Genomic DNA, 15,867 nt, shown 5'->3' on the forward strand with positions numbered 1-15,867 from the left:
GCCCCTAGGCGGGTTTCGTCATCCGGCGTCGTTGGGTCGCCCACAGGGCCTTCTGGGCCAGCAGGGTCAGGGTGCCGGCCAGAATGATGCCGCCCAGGTTCAGCAGGAGCTGTTCGCTGGAGCCCACCGTCTGGCCGGTGTCGCCGAAGCTCAGGGCCACGGCCGCGTTCGCGGCGGCCGGGACCGTGGTGACGGAGATGGCGACGCCCACCAGGGCACCCGACTTGGCAGAGGTCAGCGACAGCGTGCCCGCCACTCCGGCGATGAGGGCCACGACGAACGAGAACCAGTCCGGGGCGTAGACGAAACCGGTATTGGGACGGTCGGCGTCCAGCTTGCTCTCGCTGAAGAGGCCGAAGCCGTCCATGACCCAGCTGAAACCCACCGTCACGGCCATCGCCACCGCGAACCCCGCCAGCAGGGCGATCAGTGAGCGCAGTGCCAGCCGCGGGGCCCGCTGGACGATCGCCGTGCAGATGCCGGCCAGCGGGCCGAACTCCGGGCCGACGGCCATCGCGCCCACGATCAGGACCGCGTTGTCGAGCACCACACCGCAGGCCGCGATCATCGTGGCCAGCGTGATGAAGGCGATGTAGGTGATGGAGAGGGTCGACTCCTCGTGCGTCGCCTCCTCCAACTGCTCCCACAGCACCGCGTCGGCGGGCTCGCCCGGCGCGTCCCGCTCCGCCCGCTCGGCACGCTCGGACAACGACAGGTCGATGTTCTCGGCCGTGATGGCGCCGCGGCTGTCGATGCCCAGGGAACGGAGCCGGTTGATGAGCTCGTCGCCGGCCTCGCGGGCCACGTCGCACATGACCACGTCGCCCACCGGGTCGCGGGCGGCGCCCGGCAGGACGACCAGGTGCGCGGTGCCGACCGTCCGGTCGATCAGGTGGACGACCTCGTCGGTGCGGTCGGCCGGGGTGATCAGGCGCAGATGCAGCATCCGGCATTTCTACCGGCTGGGACGGGCGCCGTCACAGTTTGCGCAGGCTCAGCCGCTGCACCTTGTGGTCGGGCCCCTTCCGAAGGATGAGGGTGGCCCGGCCGCGGGTCGGCGCCACGTTCTCCACCAGGTTGGGCTTGTTGATGGTGCGCCAGGTGGTGCGTGCGTAGTCGAGGGCCTCCTCCTCCGACACCTGGGTGTACTTGCGGAAGTACGAGGACGGGTTCTGGAAGGCGGTCTCGCGCAGCTTGCGGAAGCGGCTGAGGTACCAGCGCTCGATGTCCTCGGTGCGGGCGTCGACGTACACGCTGAAGTCGAAGTAGTCGGCCAGGCCGACCCTGGTGCGGCCGTCCTTGCCGGGCAGCGCGGGCTGGAGGACGTTCAGGCCCTCGACGATCAGGATGTCCGGGCGGCGGACGGAGAGCTTCTGGCCGGGGACGATGTCGTAGATGAGGTGGGAGTAGACGGGCGCGGTCACCTCCGCCTTGCCCGCCTTGACGTCCGCGACGAAACGGGTCAGGGCCCGGCGGTCGTAGGACTCGGGGAAACCTTTCCGCGACATCAGGCCCCGGGCCTCCAGCTCCTTCGTGGGCAGCAGGAAGCCGTCGGTGGTGACCAGCTCCACGCGCGGGTGTTCGGGCCAGCGGGAGAGCAGTGCCTGGAGCAGGCGGGCGACGGTGGACTTGCCGACGGCGACAGAGCCGGCGACCCCTATGACGAACGGGGTGCCGGACTGGGAGCCCTGTTCGCCGAGGAAGGTGTTCAGCGCGCCGCGCAGGCCGTCGGTGGCGCCGACGTAGAGGTTGAGGAGCCGGGACAGCGGGAGGTAGATGTCGCGGACCTCGTCGAGGTCGATGACGTCACCGAGGCCGCGCAGCTTCTCGACCTCCTCGGCGGTCAGCGGCAGCGGCGTCTTGTCGCGCAGCGCGCTCCACTCGGGGCGGGTGAGGTCGACGTAGGGAGTCGCCTCCGGCCGTTGCCGGTGGGCGCTCCGGGGCATCGAGGAGACCGGAGAGATCACAGTCCATTGTTAACGGAGTTCGAACGGGGCGGCAGGTGGGGTGTGTCACGTCGGCCGGTCCGCCGCTGATCGACGCCTCCACCGAGGTTACGGGCGGGTACGGATGGCTAGTTATCGATCACAAGTGCGATTGCCGTCTGTATCGTGCACAAATTCGAGCGGAACCCGTCTGCCTCGTCCGGCAGATCTCGACGTGGTTCCGACGCGTGTTCCGACGCGTGATCGGACATCACCCCGATGAAAGAGTGCCGACGTGAGAACGACCGCTGTTCGCCGCACCGCCCTCGCGGCCTCGGCCGCCGCCCTGACCCTGCTCGTCACCGCCTGCGGCGGGTCGTCCGGCGAAGGTGGCGATGGCTCCAGGGCCACGTCGGACCAGTCCCCTCCGGCGGGCGACGGCAAGGCGGAGCCGGACCGGGCCGCCCCGGCGGGCGACGCCCTGAGCGCCGCGGAACTGGAGAAGGCCGCTCTCGCCCAGGCCGACGTCAAGAGCGGCGAAGTCGCCACCGGGATCCCGGCCGAGGAGGATGTCGCCAGGGACAAGGTCTCCACGGACGACAAGGCCTGTCTGCCGGTCGCGCTCGCCGTCGCCGCGGTGGCCCAGGGTGAGCCGGGTGCCGAGGTGAAGCGCTCCTGGGAGGGGCAGACGGACACGCTCTCCGAGGGTTCGGGCCCGGACGGTCAGGACATGACCGAGATCCAGGTGAACATGATCAGGCTGAACGTCGCCTCGTACGCGGGCGGCGGCGCCGAGCAGGCGCTGACGGAGCTGAAGACGGCCGGCGAGAAGTGTGCCGGCGGCTTCACCGCGAGCATGGGCAGCGACAGGATGCGGGTCGCCGAAGTCGCCGCGACCGACGCCCCCGAGGGCGGTGACGAGGGCTTCGCCGCCACCCTCGGCGTGGACATCGGCAAGGACGCCAACGCGCCCATGAAGGTCATCGTGGTCCGCAAGGGCGACACGCTCGCCACCTTCAGCGCCACCAACCTCTCGTCCATGATGAGCGGCGCGGACTTCGAGGTCCCCATGGACGTCGTGGACGCGCAGGTCGCCAAGCTCGGCTGACGCCGGGTCCGGTGATGGCGTTCGTACCCCGGTGGGAATTTCCGATTTCGGGCACGGGAAGGCCGGTTCGCGATCGAATCTGATCGTAGGCTGCCGGTCATGTGCGGAATCGTGGGATACGTGGGGTCACAGTCGGCGCTCGACGTCGTGATGGCCGGGCTGAAGCGACTCGAGTACCGGGGATACGACTCGGCGGGTGTGGCCGTGCTCGCGGACGGCGGCCTCGCCACCGCCAAGCGCGCCGGGAAGCTGGTCAACCTGGACAAGGAACTGGCCGAGCGGCCGCTGCCGAGCGCCGTGACCGGCATCGGCCACACCCGCTGGGCCACGCACGGCGCGCCGACCGACGCCAACGCCCATCCGCACCTGGACAACGCGGGCCGGGTGGCCGTCGTCCACAACGGCATCATCGAGAACTTCGCGCCGCTGCGGGCCGAGCTGGAGGAGCGCGGCCACGCGCTGGCCTCCGAGACCGACACCGAGGTCGTCGCCCACCTGCTCGCCGAGGAGTTCTCCGCCTGCGCCGACCTCGCCGAGGCGATGCGGCTGGTGTGCCGGCGTCTGGAGGGCGCGTTCACGCTGGTCGCGGTGCACGCGGACCAGCCGGACGTGGTCGTCGGCGCGCGCCGGAACTCGCCGCTCGTGGTGGGCGTGGGGGAGGGCGAGGCCTTCCTCGCCTCGGACGTGGCGGCCTTCATCGCTCACACCCGGGACGCCATCGAGCTGGGCCAGGACCAGGTGGTGGAGCTGCGTCCCGGCGGCGTGACGGTCACCGGCTTCGACGGCAGCCCGGCCGACGTCCGCTCCTACCACGTCGACTGGGACGCCTCGGCCGCCGAGAAGGGCGGCTACGCCTCCTTCATGCTCAAGGAGATCGCCGAGCAGCCGCAGGCGATCGCCGACACCCTCCTGGGCCGCATCGACGGCTCCGGCACGCTGAGCCTGGACGAGGTGCGCATCCCCGCGGACGTGCTCCGGGAGGTCGGCAAGGTCGTCGTCGTCGCGTGCGGTACGGCCTTCCACGCCGGGCTGATCGCCAAGTACGCCATCGAGCACTGGACGCGGATCCCCTGCGAGGTGGAGCTGGCCAGCGAGTTCCGCTACCGGGACCCGATCCTCGACCAGCAGACCCTGGTCGTCGCGATCTCCCAGTCCGGCGAGACCATGGACACCCTCATGGCCCTGCGCCACGCCCGCGAACAGGGCGCCAAGGTGCTGGCCATCTGCAACACCAACGGCTCGACGATCCCCCGCGAGTCCGACGCCGTCCTCTACACGCACGCCGGCCCCGAGGTCGCCGTGGCCTCCACCAAGGCCTTCCTCACCCAGCTGGTGGCCTGCTACCTGGTCGCCCTGTACCTCGGCCAGGTGCGGGGGACGAAGTACGGCGACGAGATCCGCGACGTCGTGCGCGACCTGTCCCGGATCTCCGCCGCCGTCGAACAGGTCCTGGAGACCATGACGCCCGTGCGGGAACTGGCCCGCTCCCTCGCCCACAAGAACACGGTGCTGTTCCTGGGCCGGCACGTCGGCCACCCCGTCGCCCTCGAAGGCGCCCTGAAGCTCAAGGAGCTGGCGTACATGCACGCCGAGGGCTTCGCGGCCGGCGAGCTGAAGCACGGGCCGATCGCGCTGATCGAGGAGGACCTGCCGGTCGTCGTGGTCGTGCCGTCCCCGCGCGGGCGCTCGGTCCTCCACGACAAGATCGTGTCCAACATCCAGGAGATCCGCGCCCGCGGCGCCCGCACCATCGTCGTCGCCGAGGAGGGCGACGAGGCGGTCGTTCCCTACGCCGACCACCTCGTCCGCATCCCGGCCACCCCGACCCTGCTCCAGCCGCTGGTGGCCACGGTGCCGTTGCAGGTCTTCGCGTGCGAGCTGGCGACGGCGCGGGGCAACGAGGTCGACCAGCCCCGAAACCTGGCGAAGTCGGTAACGGTGGAGTGACGCCCCCCGGCTGCGGGCAGTGCCGCCGGCCGCGTAGCCGCGGACAGTCGTGCCCCCAGTGCCTGAACGGCCTGGGAGGTACCCCCATGGGGCGGCACCCGGGGCGGTGGGGGGCACCTCCCGCTCATGGGCCCCTCCCGCGCGAGCGAAGCCGGCCGTGTGGGAGAAGCCGAGCGTGGGGGAGGCCCCCCGCCCCGCCGGGCTGTGCAGCCACCCGCACACCGACGCCGGGAACCCCCGCAGCCCACGCCCCCCCCCCGCCCCGGCCCCACGGCTCCCGCAGAACGCCGCCCTGCGAAGCGCCGCCCTACAAAGCCCCCCGCACATCCCGCCAGGCCCGCCCCACCGCCCCCGCCACCTCATGCGCCCCCACGGGCGCCCCCTCCGCCGCGAACCGCCCCGCCAGCCCGTGCAGATACGCCCCCACACTCCCCGCGTCCCGCGCCGACAGCCCCGCCGCCAGCAGCGACCCCGCCAGCCCGGACAGCACGTCCCCGCTGCCCGCCGTGGCGAGCCAGGACGTTCCCGTCGAGTTGACCCGCACGGGCCCGCCCCCCGCCCCGGCCACCACCGTCGTCGAGCCCTTCAGCAGCACCGTCGCCCCGTACCGCCCCGCCAGCTCCCGCGCCGAGGCCAGCCGCGCCCCCTCGACCTCCTCGCGCCCCACCCCGAGCAGCGCCGCCGCCTCCCCGGCATGCGGCGTCATCAGCGTCGGCGCCGTGCGCGCCCGCACCGCCCCCGCGTCCGCCAGCCGCAGCCCGTCCGCGTCGACCAGCACCGGCACCTCGGCCGCCAGCACCTGAGCCACGGTCCCGGCGTCGTCACCGGCCCCCGGCCCGACCACCCACGCCTGCACCCGCCCCGCCCGCTTCGGCCCCTGGTCCGACACGAGCGTCTCCGGGTACCGCGCGATCACCGCGTCCCCGGCCGGACCGACGTAGCGCACCGCCCCCGCGCCGCCCCGCAGCGCCCCGGCGACGGCGAGCACGGCCGCACCCGGATAGCGCGCCGACCCGGCGGCGATGCCCACGACCCCCCGCCGGTACTTGTCGCTCTCCGCCCCCGGCACCGGCAGCAGCCGCGCCACGTCCGCGTGCTGCAACGCCTCCAGTTCGGCCGCGTCGTCCGGCAGCGGCAGCCCGATGTCCACCAGCCGCACCGACCCCGCGTACTCCCGCGCCGGATCCACCAGCAGCCCCGGCTTGTGCGCCCCGAACGTCACCGTCAGGTCGGCCCGTACGGCCGCCCCGTGCACCTGCCCCGTGTCCGCGTCGACCCCGCTCGGCAGGTCCACGGCGACGACGGAGGCCCGCGACCGCGCCGCCGCGTCCGCGAGCGGCACCGCCTCCTCACGCAGCCCGCCCTTGCCGCCGATCCCGACGATGCCGTCGACGATCAGGTCCGCCCGCTCGATCGGGACCCGGGCACCGGCGCTCTCCGCGACCCGGCCGCCCGCCCGGCGCAGCGCCGCCAGCCCTCCGCCGTGCGCCCGCTTTGGGGAGAGCAGCACAGCCGTCACCCCCGCCCCCCGCCGGGCCAGTCGCGCCCCGGCGTACAGGGCGTCGCCCCCGTTGTCCCCGCTGCCGACCAGCAGCACCACCCGGCCGCCGTAGACCCGGCCGGCCACGCGGCCGAGCACCTGGGCGCAGGCGGCGGCCAGTCCGGCCGCCGCCCGTTGCATCAACGCCCCCTCGGGAAGCCGTGCCATCAGCTCCCGTTCGGCGTTCCTGACCGTCTCCACGCTGTACGCAGTCCGCATGGCGTCGAGTCTTCCCCGTGCACCGTCATCACGCACGGCCCGCCGTCCGCGATGGTGGACAGTAGTTCCATGGGTGACACGGGTGACACGGGTGGCATGGGTGACATCCGCGACGAGGAGACGGCACAGGTCATGACCTCGCTGGGGTCCCGCCTGCGTGCCATCCGGCAGGCCCGCGGCCTCACGCTGGCCCAGCTCGGCGCCGCCACCGGCATCTCCGTGTCCACCCTGTCCCGGCTGGAGTCGGGGCGGCGCGAGCCGGGGCTGCGGCACCTGCTGCCGCTGGCCAGGGCGCACCGGCTGCCCCTGGACGAACTGGTCGGCTCCAGCACCGGCGACCCCCGCGTCCACCCGCGCCCCTTCACCCGGCACGGCCAGACCTGGATCCCCCTCACCCGCAACCCCAACGACGGGCTGCACGCGTACAAGCAGATCCTGCCCGCCCCCGCGACCGCCCGCACCGAGTGGACCCCGCGTCCCGAACAGGGCTCCCACGAGGGCCACGAATGGATCTACGTCCTCTCCGGCCGCCTGCTCCTCGCCCTCGGCGACCACGACCTCGTCCTGGCGGCCGGTGAGACGGCGGAGTTCGACACCCGTGTCCCGCACGGGATCGCCAACGCGGGGGACCGGCCCGTCGAATGGATCGCCCTGTACGGAGCACAGGGCGAGCGCATGCACATCCGCGTCCAGCCGACGGGGAACTGACCCCACCGGCCCGGATCACCCCTCCGCGATCACCACCGCCGACGCCACCCCCGCGTCATGGCTGAGGGACACGTGCCACGACGCCACCCCCAGCTCCGCCGCCCGCGCCGCCACCGTCCCCGTCACCCGCAGGCGCGGCTGCCCGCTGTCCTCGACGTACACCTCCGCGTCCGTCCAGTGCAGCCCGCCCGGCGCGCCCAGCGCCTTGGCCAGCGCCTCCTTCGCCGCGAAGCGGGCGGCGAGCGAGGCGACGCCCCGGCGCTCCCCGCTGGGCAGCAGCAACTCGCTCTCCAGGAAGAGCCGCCGTGCCAAGGCCGGCGTACGTTCCAGCGACGCGCCGAACCGCTCGATCTCGGCCACGTCGATCCCGACCCCGATGATGCTCATGCCGGGCACCCTAGCGAGTGAGGCCGGGTCGCGGTCCGTGGCGGAAGCGGGGGCCGGGTGCTCTGAGAGACTGGGGCCACGATGAGTGAGACAGCTGCTCGGCGGGACGCGGGGACGCGGGCCCGTGCCGAGATCGACCTGGCCGCCCTGCGGGCCAATGTCCGCGCACTGCGCGAACGGGCCCCCGGGGCGGCTCTCATGGCCGTGGTCAAGGCCGACGCCTACGGTCACGGCGCGCTTCCGTGCGCCCGCGCGGCCGTCGCGGCGGGCGCGACCTGGCTCGGCACCGCCACCCCGCAGGAGGCCCTCGCCCTGCGCGCGGACCCGGCACTGCCGCACGACGTGCGGATCATGTGCTGGCTGTGGACGCCGGGCGGGCCCTGGCGGGAGGCCGTCGAGGCCGGACTCGACGTGTCCGTCAGCGGGATGTGGGCCCTCGAGGAGGTCGTCGCGGCGGCCCGGCGGGCCGCGGTGCCCGCGCGGGTGCAGCTCAAGGCCGACACCGGGCTCGGCCGAGGCGGCTGCCAGCCGGGCGGGGACTGGGAGGAACTGGTCCGCGAGGCCCTGCGCGCCGAGAGCGAGGGGCTGCTCCGCGTCACCGGCCTCTGGTCGCACTTCGCCTGCGCCGACGAACCCGGCCACCCCTCCATCGCCGCGCAGCTCACCCGCTTCCGGGAGATGACGGCGTACGCGGAGCGCGAGGGCGTACGCCCGGAGGTGCGGCACATCGCCAACTCGCCGGCCACGCTCACCCTCCCCGAGACCCACTTCGACCTCGTACGCCCAGGCATCGCGATGTACGGCGTCTCGCCCAGCCCCGAGATCGGCGCCCCCGCCGACTTCGGACTGCGCCCGGTGATGACGCTGTCCGCCTCGCTGGCCCTGGTCAAGCAGGTCCCCGGCGGCCACGGCGTCAGCTACGGGCACCACTACACCACCCCCGGCGAGACCACCCTGGGCCTCGTCCCCCTCGGCTACGCGGACGGCGTTCCGCGCCACGCCTCGTCCGCCGGTCCGGTCCTGGTCGGCGGCAAGTGGCGCACGGTCGCGGGGCGGATCGCGATGGACCAGTTCGTCGTCGACCTGGGCGGGGAGCGGCCGGAGCCGGGCGCCGAGGCGGTGCTCTTCGGCCCCGGCGACCGCGGCGAGCCCACCGCCGAGGACTGGGCGCAGGCGGCCGGCACCATCGCGTACGAGATCGTCACCCGGATCGGAACACGCGTTCCGCGCGTCTACGTGAACGAGTGACGCGCACGGTCCGCGCGTTCAGGTGAGTCAACGACCAGCGGGTGTCCGCGCGGCAGTCCGCGGGCCCGGCGAAGAGGAGCGGTGTACGTGAGCGAGAGCAACGCGGAGGCCGTCGCGTCGGCCGTCGCCTCCGCCACGGAGGCCGCCACCGAGGCCGCCGCCGGCGGCTGGCGCCGGGCGACCGGCATCGCCGGCGTCGCGATAGGCGTGGTCGCGGCGGGCGCCGCGGCCGGCGTGGCGATAGAGCGGCTGACCGTCGGCCGCGGCATGCGCCACAAGGCCCGGGTCGCCCTCGACTCGGCGGGACCGTACGGCGGGCTGCGCGGCACCCCCGGCAGGGCGTACGCCGACGACGGCACCGAGCTGTACTACGAGGTCGACGACGTCGAGCCGGAGACGGAGACCGCGCTCACCCGGCGGCGCCGGCGGCTGTTCGGCCGCAAGGCACCCGCCCCCGTGACCGTCGTCTTCAGCCACGGCTACTGCCTCAACCAGGATTCCTGGCACTTCCAGCGGGCGGCCCTGAGGGGCGTCGTCCGCACCGTCCACTGGGACCAGCGCAGCCACGGCCGGTCGGGGCGGGGCGTGGCCCAGGTGCGGGACGACCGGCCGGTCACCATCGACGAGCTGGGCCGCGACCTGAAGACCGTGATCGACGCTGCCGCCCCCGAGGGCCCGATCGTGCTGGTCGGGCACTCCATGGGCGGCATGACCGTGATGGCCCTGGCCGACGCGTACCCCGACCTGTTCCGCGAGCGGGTGGTCGGCGTCGCCCTCGTCGGCACCTCCTCGGGGCGGCTCGGCGAGGTGAACTTCGGGCTGCCCGTGGCCGGGGTCAACGCGGTGCGGCGGGTGCTGCCGGGCGTGCTGAGGGCGCTGGGGCAGCGGGCCGAGCTGGTGGAGAAGGGGCGGCGGGCGACGGCGGACCTGTTCGCCGGGATCATCAAGCGATACTCGTTCGCGTCCCGGGACGTCGACCCGGCCGTGGCGCGGTTCGCCGAGCGGATGATCGAGTCGACGCCGATCGACGTGGTCGCCGAGTACTACCCGGCCTTCAACGACCACGACAAGACCGACGCCCTCGCCCACTTCGCGGATCTTCCGGTGCTCGTGCTGGCCGGTGTGCGGGACCTGGTGACGCCGAGCGAGCACAGCGAGGCCATCGCCGGCCTGCTGCCGGACGCGGAGCTGGTGCTCGTGCCCGACGCGGGCCACCTGGTCATGCTGGAGCATCCGGAGCTGGTCACCGACCGGCTCGCCGACCTGCTCGCCCGCGCGGGTGCCGTCCCGGCAGCCGCTACCGTAAATGGCTATGGAAGCACCAGCAGCTCACCAGGACCCGGCTGACCCCTCCGGATCCTCGGACTCCGCCCCCGCCGTCGAGATCACCGTCACCTCCCCGGAGCAGATGCGGGAACTTGGCCGCAGGCTCGCCAAGGTGCTGCGCGCCGGTGACCTGCTGATGCTCAGCGGGGAGCTGGGCGCGGGCAAGACGACGCTGACCCGGGGACTCGGCGAGGGCATGGGCGTGCGCGGCGCCGTCACCTCCCCGACCTTCGTGATCGCCCGCGTCCACCCCTCGCTCGGCGACGGCCCGCCGCTCGTCCACGTGGACGCCTACCGGCTTTCCGGCGGCCTGGACGAGATGGAGGACCTCGACCTCGACGTCTCGCTGCCGGAGTCGGTGATCGTCGTGGAGTGGGGCGAGGGCAAGGTCGAGGAGCTGACCGACGACCGGCTCCAGCTCCGGATCGAGCGGGCCGTCGGCGACACCACCGACGAGGTGCGGCACGTGACGCTGGCCGGGATCGGTGAGCGGTGGACCTCGGCGGACCTGGGCGCGCTGGCCGTCTGAGCCGCCGGTGTTCCGACAGGACGTCGGCAAGATATTGCGTTCCGGGTCTTGCGCGTGGTCACATGGTATCCAGCTCGTAGTTAGGCATGCCTAACTACGCCCGCCCCCGACCATCAGGAGGCGTCCATGCCGGAGACCAAGCCGCAGCCGGGGCCCGCGCCCACCGCTGTGTCCATGCAGGCCCTGCTCGCGTCCTGCGCCGCCGCCGCGGCGGTCTCGACGCCGCCGCGCGCACCTGAGCCGGAGGCCCTGCGGGCGCCCGTACCGGAGCACCGCGAGGCCGCCTGACCCCGCGGTGCATGGCGGAGGGCTCAGCGGACGACGACGACCCGCTGCCCGATCGTCGCGAACTCCCACATCGCGTCGCCGTCCGCGCGCGTCTCCCGGATCCCGCCGGTGCGCTCGCCCGGGTCGGGTTTCGCCGTCGAGCCGTCCACGGCCGCGCTGAACCCGATGACCACGCCGTCGACGCTGGTGAAGCGCACGACGTGCTCGACCGGGATGCCGTCGGAGCCGGTGACCCGGTTGGACCGGGAGGTGACCGCGTAGGTGCCCGGGGCCGGGTCGACCGTGCTGGGTGTGACCTTGAAGGTGCGCCGGACCCGGTTGTCCGCGCCGACCAGCCACACGCGGTCGTCGTCCACCGAGTACACCACCCGTTCACCCCTTCCGGTGCCCGCGGGCAGCGCTTCCGGGTGGTGCCGGTCGCGGGGCGCCTTGGAGGCGCCGGGGGCGGGCGTGCTGCTCGCGTGGGCCCGGCCGAGGTCGTGCGGGGCGGCGACCGAGGCCTGGTGGGCGAGGAAGCCGATCGTCGCGAGCGCCGCCGCCGTGAGGCCGGCGACGAAACCGGCGCTGCTGCTTGCCACTGGCGACCACCTCGTCGTCGTACGTCGTACGTCGTGCGTTGTCGTGCGCTGGGTGCGGGCGCGTGCGTGTCCGTACGCGCCCGTGCGTCCGTCTCCGGCGAAGGTAGCAGTACGTGACCGTGTGACCGCGGTACGCGACACGGGGGGAGGGGCGGTCGGTGTCGACCCGCTGGTGCGACCCGGGCGCCTGCCCCCGCCGTCCGCCGGGCACCGCCCGCCGGGCGTCCGACACGGGCCCCGCGGCGCCGTAGGCTGTTTGCGTGCTCTTGCTCGCTCTGGATACCGCCACCCCCGCCGTGACCGTCGCGCTGCACGACGGTACGGACGTCATCGCCTCGTCGAGCCAGGTCGACGCCCGCCGCCACGGTGAGCTGCTGCTGCCCGCCGTCGACCGGGTGCTCGCCGAGGCCGGACTGCGCCTCGACGCCGTCACCGGCGTCGTCGCCGGCACCGGCCCCGGCCCGTACACCGGGCTGCGCGTCGGCCTGATGACCGCGGACACCTTCGGGCTCGCGCTCGGCGTCCCCGTGCACGGCGTGTGCACACTGGACGGTCTCGCCTGGGCCGCCGATCTGGAGGGCCCCTTCGTGGTGGCGACCGACGCCCGCCGCAAGGAGGTCTACTGGGCCCGCTACGCCGACTCCCGCACCCGCCTCACCGACCCGGCGGTCGACCGTCCCGCCGACATCGCGGAGCAGGTCGCCGGACTCCCGGCCGTCGGCGCGGGCGCGCTGCTGTACCCGGAGACCTTCCCGAAGGCCCACGAGCCCGAGCACGTGTCCGCCGCCGCCCTCGCGTGCCTGGCCGCGGAGAAGCTCGCGGCGGGCGAGGAGCTGCCCGCGCCCCGGCCGCTCTACCTGCGCCGGCCCGACGCCCAGGTCCCCAAGAACTACAAGGTGGTCACCCCCAAGTGACCGAGTCAGCCACCGCCGCCGGGTCCTCCACCGCCGTACTGCGCGAGATGCGCTGGTGGGACATCGACCCCGTCCTGCTGATGGAACGGGAGCTGTTCCCGGAGGACGCCTGGTCCCGCGGCATGTTCTGGTCCGAGCTGGCCCACGCGCGCGGGCCCGGCGCGACCCGGCGGTACCTGGTCGCCGAGACGGACGGGCGGGTCGTCGGCTACGCGGGCCTGGTCACCTCCGGCGAGCAGGCCGACGTGCAGACCATCGCCGTCGCCCGCGACCAGTGGGGCACCGGCCTCGGCGCGCGGCTCCTGACCGAACTGCTGCGGGCGGCGACCGCCTTCGAGTGCACCGAGGTGCTGCTGGAGTGCCGGGTCGACAACACCCGCGCCCAGCGCCTCTACGAGCGCTTCGGCTTCGAGCCCATCGGCTTCAGACGCGGCTACTACCAGCCGGGGAACGTGGACGCCCTGGTGATGCGCCTGACCGACCCTTCCACCTCCGTACCGGGAACCGAACGAGGAACCGACAACCATGCCTGACGAACCTCTGGTCCTGGGGATCGAGACCTCCTGCGACGAGACCGGTGTCGGTGTCGTCCGGGGCACCACCCTGCTGGCCGACGCCGTCGCGTCCAGCGTCGACGAGCACGCCCGCTTCGGCGGCGTCGTCCCCGAGGTGGCCAGCCGCGCCCACCTGGAGGCGATGGTCCCCACCATCGACCGCGCCCTGAAGGAAGCGGGGGTGAGCGCCCGCGACCTCGACGGCATCGCCGTCACCGCCGGACCCGGTCTCGCCGGCGCCCTGCTGGTCGGCGTCTCGGCGGCGAAGGCGTACGCCTACGCCCTCGGCAAGCCCCTCTACGGCGTCAACCACCTCGCCTCGCACATCTGCGTCGACCAGCTGGAGCACGGCCCGCTGCCCGAGCCGACGATGGCCCTGCTGGTCTCCGGCGGCCACTCCTCCCTCCTGCTCTCCTCGGACATCACCTCCGACGTCCGCCCGATGGGCGCCACCATCGACGACGCGGCCGGCGAGGCCTTCGACAAGATCGCCCGCGTGCTGAACCTGGGCTTCCCCGGCGGTCCGGTCATCGACCGGTACGCGCGCGAGGGCGACCCCGACGCCATCGCCTTCCCGCGCGGCCTGACCGGTCCGCGCGACCCGGCGTACGACTTCTCCTTCTCCGGGCTGAAGACGGCCGTGGCCCGCTGGATCGAGGCCAAGCGGGCGGCGGGGGAGGAGGTGCCGGTGCGGGACGTGTCGGCGTCCTTCCAGGAGGCGGTCGTGGACGTGCTGACCCGCAAGGCGGTGCGGGCCTGCAAGGACCAGGGCGTCGACCACCTGATGATCGGCGGCGGCGTGGCCGCCAACTCCCGGCTGCGGGCCCTGGCCCAGGAGCGCTGCGAGGCGGCCGGCATCCGGCTGCGCGTGCCGCGCCCCAAGCTGTGCACGGACAACGGCGCGATGGTGGCCGCCCTCGGCGCCGAGATGGTCGCCCGCAATCGGGCCGCCTCCGACTGGGACCTGTCGGCCGACTCCTCGCTGCCGGTGACCGACCCGCACGTGCCCGGGCACGGGCACACGCACGGCCACGGCCACGACCACGTCCACGAGGTCAGCAAGGAGAACCTGTACTCGTGACGGTCGCGCTGATGTGGGAGGCGCGGGCGGTGCCCGGCCGGGGCGAGGAGCTGCTCGCCTGGGCGCGGGCGCAGCCGCTCGCCGCCGCCCCGGTCCGCCGCGAGACCCTGCGGGCCCCGCAGGACCGGGTCCTCGTCATCACCTGGTGGGACGCCGCGTACGACGCCGAACTGCCGGAACTGCCGGAACCGGACGCCGGTCTGGTCACGCGGGCGGTGCACCGGTGGCGGTTCGAGTCGGTGGCCGCTGACTGACGACTGCCCTCCTTGAATGGCAGAATGTTTCGGGTCGTATGGCGAATGTGCCGATGCTCCATCGCTGTCCGAGGGCTACGTCAAGAGGGCCCGCAGGGTTACGATCGCCGCCATGACATCCCCGCAGCCCGCTGAAACCCGGACGCAAAGGCGTTCCGCGCAGACCGCGACCCTCGCCGAGATCGCGCGTGAGGCCGGCGTGTCGGCGCCGACTGTTTCGAAGGTCCTCAACGGCCGCGCCGACGTCGCGCCCGCGACCCGGTCCCGGGTCGAGGAGCTGCTGCGGACCCACGGGTACCGGCGCAGGCGGGCCGAGGCGACCCGCTCGCCCCTGATCGACCTGGTCTTCCACGAACTGGAGAGCGCCTGGGCGATGGAGGTCATCCGCGGCGTGGAGAACGTGGCGCGGGACACGGGGCTCAGCGTCGTGCTCTCCGAGAGCGCGGGACGCCTCACTCCCGGCCGGAGCTGGGCCGACCAGGTCGCCGCCCGCCGCCCGCACGGCGTGATCCTCGTGCTGTCCGGCCTCGACGAGTCCCAGCGGGCCCTGCTCACCAGCCGCTCGATCCCGTTCGTGGTGATGGACCCGGCGGGCGACCCGGGCGCCGACGTGCCGTCCATCGGCGCCACCAACTGGCAGGGCGGACTCGCCGCCACCCGGCACCTGGTCGACCTCGGTCACACCCGCATCGGCGCGATCAGCGGACCCACCCGGATGATGTGCAGCCGCGCCCGCGTCGACGGTTACCGGGCCGCCCTGGAGACGGCGGGGCTGCCGGTGGACCCCGGCCTGATCGTCACCGGCGACTTCCACCACGAGGCCGGCTACCGCCAGGGACTGGAGCTGCTGCGCCGCCCCGACCGGCCGACCGCCGTCTTCGCCGGCAACGACCTCCAGGCGCTCGGACTGTACGAGGCCGCGCGCGAACTGGGGCTGCGCATCCCGCAGGACCTGAGCGTGGTCGGGTTCGACGACCTGCCGGTGGCGCGCTGGGTGGGCCCGCCGCTGACGACCGTACGGCAGCCGCTGATGGAGATGGCCGAGGCGGCGGCCCGGCTGGTCCTGGACCTCGGGCGCGACGACGGCTCGGCGGCGGCGACCCGGGTGGAACTGGCCACCAGCCTGGAAGTGCGCAGCAGCACGGCGGCGCCTTCGACGGACTGACGCCCAGCCGGGCCCGCCTCCCCCGAAACATTCGGCGGGCTGAGAAGTCTGAGAATTCCCGCAGAATGCCGTCCCGCATGTTCCTGATTTCAACAA

17 protein-coding genes are annotated in these 15,867 nt (G+C 73.6%); 12 read left to right on the forward strand and 5 right to left on the reverse strand.

Annotation, left to right across the window (positions count from 1 at the left end; all coding sequences use genetic code 11):
* Nucleotides 1-4: 4 nt before the first annotated feature.
* Together ACFW47_RS06630 and coaA are read right to left on the reverse strand one after the other, a co-directional pair.
* On the reverse strand, nt 5-946 hold the full coding sequence (locus ACFW47_RS06630; protein WP_386281527.1) for a DUF389 domain-containing protein: 942 nt from the start codon (nt 944-946) through the stop codon (nt 5-7).
* A gap of 31 nt (nt 947-977) precedes the next feature.
* Nucleotides 978-1,946, reverse strand: a complete 969-nt coding sequence (gene coaA / locus ACFW47_RS06635; RefSeq protein WP_386305019.1) for a type I pantothenate kinase — start codon at nt 1,944-1,946, stop codon at nt 978-980.
* A 274-nt stretch (nt 1,947-2,220) separates the two neighbouring features.
* Here coaA and ACFW47_RS06640 point away from each other — a divergent pair, with 274 nt between their 5' ends.
* Both ACFW47_RS06640 and glmS read left to right on the forward strand, forming a co-directional pair.
* Nucleotides 2,221-3,033: a hypothetical protein gene (locus tag ACFW47_RS06640; protein WP_386281525.1), complete on the forward strand. Its 813-nt coding sequence runs from the start codon at nt 2,221-2,223 to the stop codon at nt 3,031-3,033.
* Nucleotides 3,034-3,132: 99 nt separating this feature from the next.
* Entirely contained in the window at nt 3,133-4,980 is a 1,848-nt protein-coding gene (gene glmS, locus ACFW47_RS06645; protein ID WP_386281523.1) for a glutamine--fructose-6-phosphate transaminase (isomerizing), read from the forward strand.
* Nucleotides 4,981-5,287: 307 nt separating this feature from the next.
* Here glmS and ACFW47_RS06650 read toward each other — a convergent pair whose 3' ends face one another.
* On the reverse strand, nt 5,288-6,739 hold the full coding sequence (locus tag ACFW47_RS06650; protein ID WP_386281521.1) for an NAD(P)H-hydrate dehydratase: 1,452 nt from the start codon (nt 6,737-6,739) through the stop codon (nt 5,288-5,290).
* Between the two features lie 69 nt (nt 6,740-6,808).
* Here ACFW47_RS06650 and ACFW47_RS06655 point away from each other — a divergent pair, with 69 nt between their 5' ends.
* A complete protein-coding gene (locus ACFW47_RS06655; protein ID WP_386305020.1) occupies nt 6,809-7,447 on the forward strand; it encodes a helix-turn-helix domain-containing protein in 639 nt (212 codons plus the stop codon).
* Nucleotides 7,448-7,462: 15 nt separating this feature from the next.
* Here ACFW47_RS06655 and ACFW47_RS06660 read toward each other — a convergent pair whose 3' ends face one another.
* Nucleotides 7,463-7,834 carry a holo-ACP synthase gene (locus ACFW47_RS06660; RefSeq protein ID WP_386281516.1) on the reverse strand — a complete coding sequence of 124 codons (372 nt, stop codon included), beginning with the start codon at nt 7,832-7,834 and terminating at the stop codon, nt 7,463-7,465.
* An 81-nt stretch (nt 7,835-7,915) separates the two neighbouring features.
* Between ACFW47_RS06660 and alr the strand changes: the two genes are divergently transcribed.
* From alr to ACFW47_RS06680, 4 genes are all read left to right on the forward strand, one after another.
* Nucleotides 7,916-9,082: an alanine racemase gene (gene alr / locus ACFW47_RS06665; protein WP_386281514.1), complete on the forward strand. Its 1,167-nt coding sequence runs from the start codon at nt 7,916-7,918 to the stop codon at nt 9,080-9,082.
* Nucleotides 9,083-9,169: 87 nt separating this feature from the next.
* Nucleotides 9,170-10,429: an alpha/beta fold hydrolase gene (locus tag ACFW47_RS06670; protein ID WP_386281512.1), complete on the forward strand. Its 1,260-nt coding sequence runs from the start codon at nt 9,170-9,172 to the stop codon at nt 10,427-10,429.
* A complete protein-coding gene (gene tsaE / locus ACFW47_RS06675) occupies nt 10,395-10,937 on the forward strand; it encodes a tRNA (adenosine(37)-N6)-threonylcarbamoyltransferase complex ATPase subunit type 1 TsaE (protein WP_386281510.1) in 543 nt (180 codons plus the stop codon). The genes ACFW47_RS06670 and tsaE overlap by 35 nt, the downstream gene beginning before the upstream one ends.
* A gap of 126 nt (nt 10,938-11,063) precedes the next feature.
* Entirely contained in the window at nt 11,064-11,225 is a 162-nt protein-coding gene (locus ACFW47_RS06680; RefSeq protein ID WP_386281508.1) for a hypothetical protein, read from the forward strand.
* Nucleotides 11,226-11,248: 23 nt separating this feature from the next.
* On the opposite strand, the gene ACFW47_RS06685 is transcribed toward ACFW47_RS06680, so the two are convergent.
* Nucleotides 11,249-11,803, reverse strand: coding sequence for a hypothetical protein (locus ACFW47_RS06685; protein ID WP_386281505.1), 555 nt, complete (start codon nt 11,801-11,803; stop codon nt 11,249-11,251).
* A 260-nt stretch (nt 11,804-12,063) separates the two neighbouring features.
* On the opposite strand from ACFW47_RS06685, the gene tsaB reads away from it, so the two are divergent.
* From tsaB to ACFW47_RS06710, 5 genes are all read left to right on the forward strand, one after another.
* Complete coding sequence (gene tsaB, locus ACFW47_RS06690) at nt 12,064-12,717, forward strand: tRNA (adenosine(37)-N6)-threonylcarbamoyltransferase complex dimerization subunit type 1 TsaB (RefSeq protein ID WP_386281503.1); 654 nt, start codon at nt 12,064-12,066, stop codon at nt 12,715-12,717.
* 47 nt (nt 12,718-12,764) lie between these two features.
* Nucleotides 12,765-13,250, forward strand: a complete 486-nt coding sequence (gene rimI, locus ACFW47_RS06695) for a ribosomal protein S18-alanine N-acetyltransferase (protein ID WP_386282138.1) — start codon at nt 12,765-12,767, stop codon at nt 13,248-13,250.
* Nucleotides 13,243-14,352 carry a tRNA (adenosine(37)-N6)-threonylcarbamoyltransferase complex transferase subunit TsaD gene (tsaD, locus tag ACFW47_RS06700; protein ID WP_386281500.1) on the forward strand — a complete coding sequence of 370 codons (1,110 nt, stop codon included), beginning with the start codon at nt 13,243-13,245 and terminating at the stop codon, nt 14,350-14,352. The genes rimI and tsaD overlap by 8 nt, the downstream gene beginning before the upstream one ends.
* Complete coding sequence (locus ACFW47_RS06705) at nt 14,349-14,606, forward strand: hypothetical protein (RefSeq protein ID WP_386281497.1); 258 nt, start codon at nt 14,349-14,351, stop codon at nt 14,604-14,606. The genes tsaD and ACFW47_RS06705 overlap by 4 nt, the downstream gene beginning before the upstream one ends.
* A gap of 112 nt (nt 14,607-14,718) precedes the next feature.
* Nucleotides 14,719-15,771: a LacI family DNA-binding transcriptional regulator gene (locus tag ACFW47_RS06710; protein ID WP_386305022.1), complete on the forward strand. Its 1,053-nt coding sequence runs from the start codon at nt 14,719-14,721 to the stop codon at nt 15,769-15,771.
* Nucleotides 15,772-15,867: the final 96 nt, after the last annotated feature.

Origin of the sequence: Streptomyces sp. NPDC058796 (assembly GCF_042745235.1) — a bacterium.
GTDB lineage: Bacteria > Actinomycetota > Actinomycetes > Streptomycetales > Streptomycetaceae > Streptomyces.

Coding starts and splice junctions, on each gene's coding strand:
- glmS (WP_386281523.1), top strand. CDS start 3,133: ATGTGCGGAATCGTGGGATACGTGGGGTCACAGTCGGCGCTCGACGTC.
- coaA (WP_386305019.1), bottom strand. CDS start 1,946: ATGCCCCGGAGCGCCCACCGGCAACGGCCGGAGGCGACTCCCTACGTC.
- alr (WP_386281514.1), top strand. CDS start 7,916: ATGAGTGAGACAGCTGCTCGGCGGGACGCGGGGACGCGGGCCCGTGCC.
- ACFW47_RS06655 (WP_386305020.1), top strand. CDS start 6,809: ATGGGTGACACGGGTGACACGGGTGGCATGGGTGACATCCGCGACGAG.
- tsaD (WP_386281500.1), top strand. CDS start 13,243: ATGCCTGACGAACCTCTGGTCCTGGGGATCGAGACCTCCTGCGACGAG.
- ACFW47_RS06660 (WP_386281516.1), bottom strand. CDS start 7,834: ATGAGCATCATCGGGGTCGGGATCGACGTGGCCGAGATCGAGCGGTTC.
- tsaE (WP_386281510.1), top strand. CDS start 10,395: ATGGAAGCACCAGCAGCTCACCAGGACCCGGCTGACCCCTCCGGATCC.
- ACFW47_RS06710 (WP_386305022.1), top strand. CDS start 14,719: ATGACATCCCCGCAGCCCGCTGAAACCCGGACGCAAAGGCGTTCCGCG.
- rimI (WP_386282138.1), top strand. CDS start 12,765: ATGCGCTGGTGGGACATCGACCCCGTCCTGCTGATGGAACGGGAGCTG.
- ACFW47_RS06680 (WP_386281508.1), top strand. CDS start 11,064: ATGCCGGAGACCAAGCCGCAGCCGGGGCCCGCGCCCACCGCTGTGTCC.
- ACFW47_RS06650 (WP_386281521.1), bottom strand. CDS start 6,739: ATGCGGACTGCGTACAGCGTGGAGACGGTCAGGAACGCCGAACGGGAG.
- ACFW47_RS06630 (WP_386281527.1), bottom strand. CDS start 946: ATGCTGCATCTGCGCCTGATCACCCCGGCCGACCGCACCGACGAGGTC.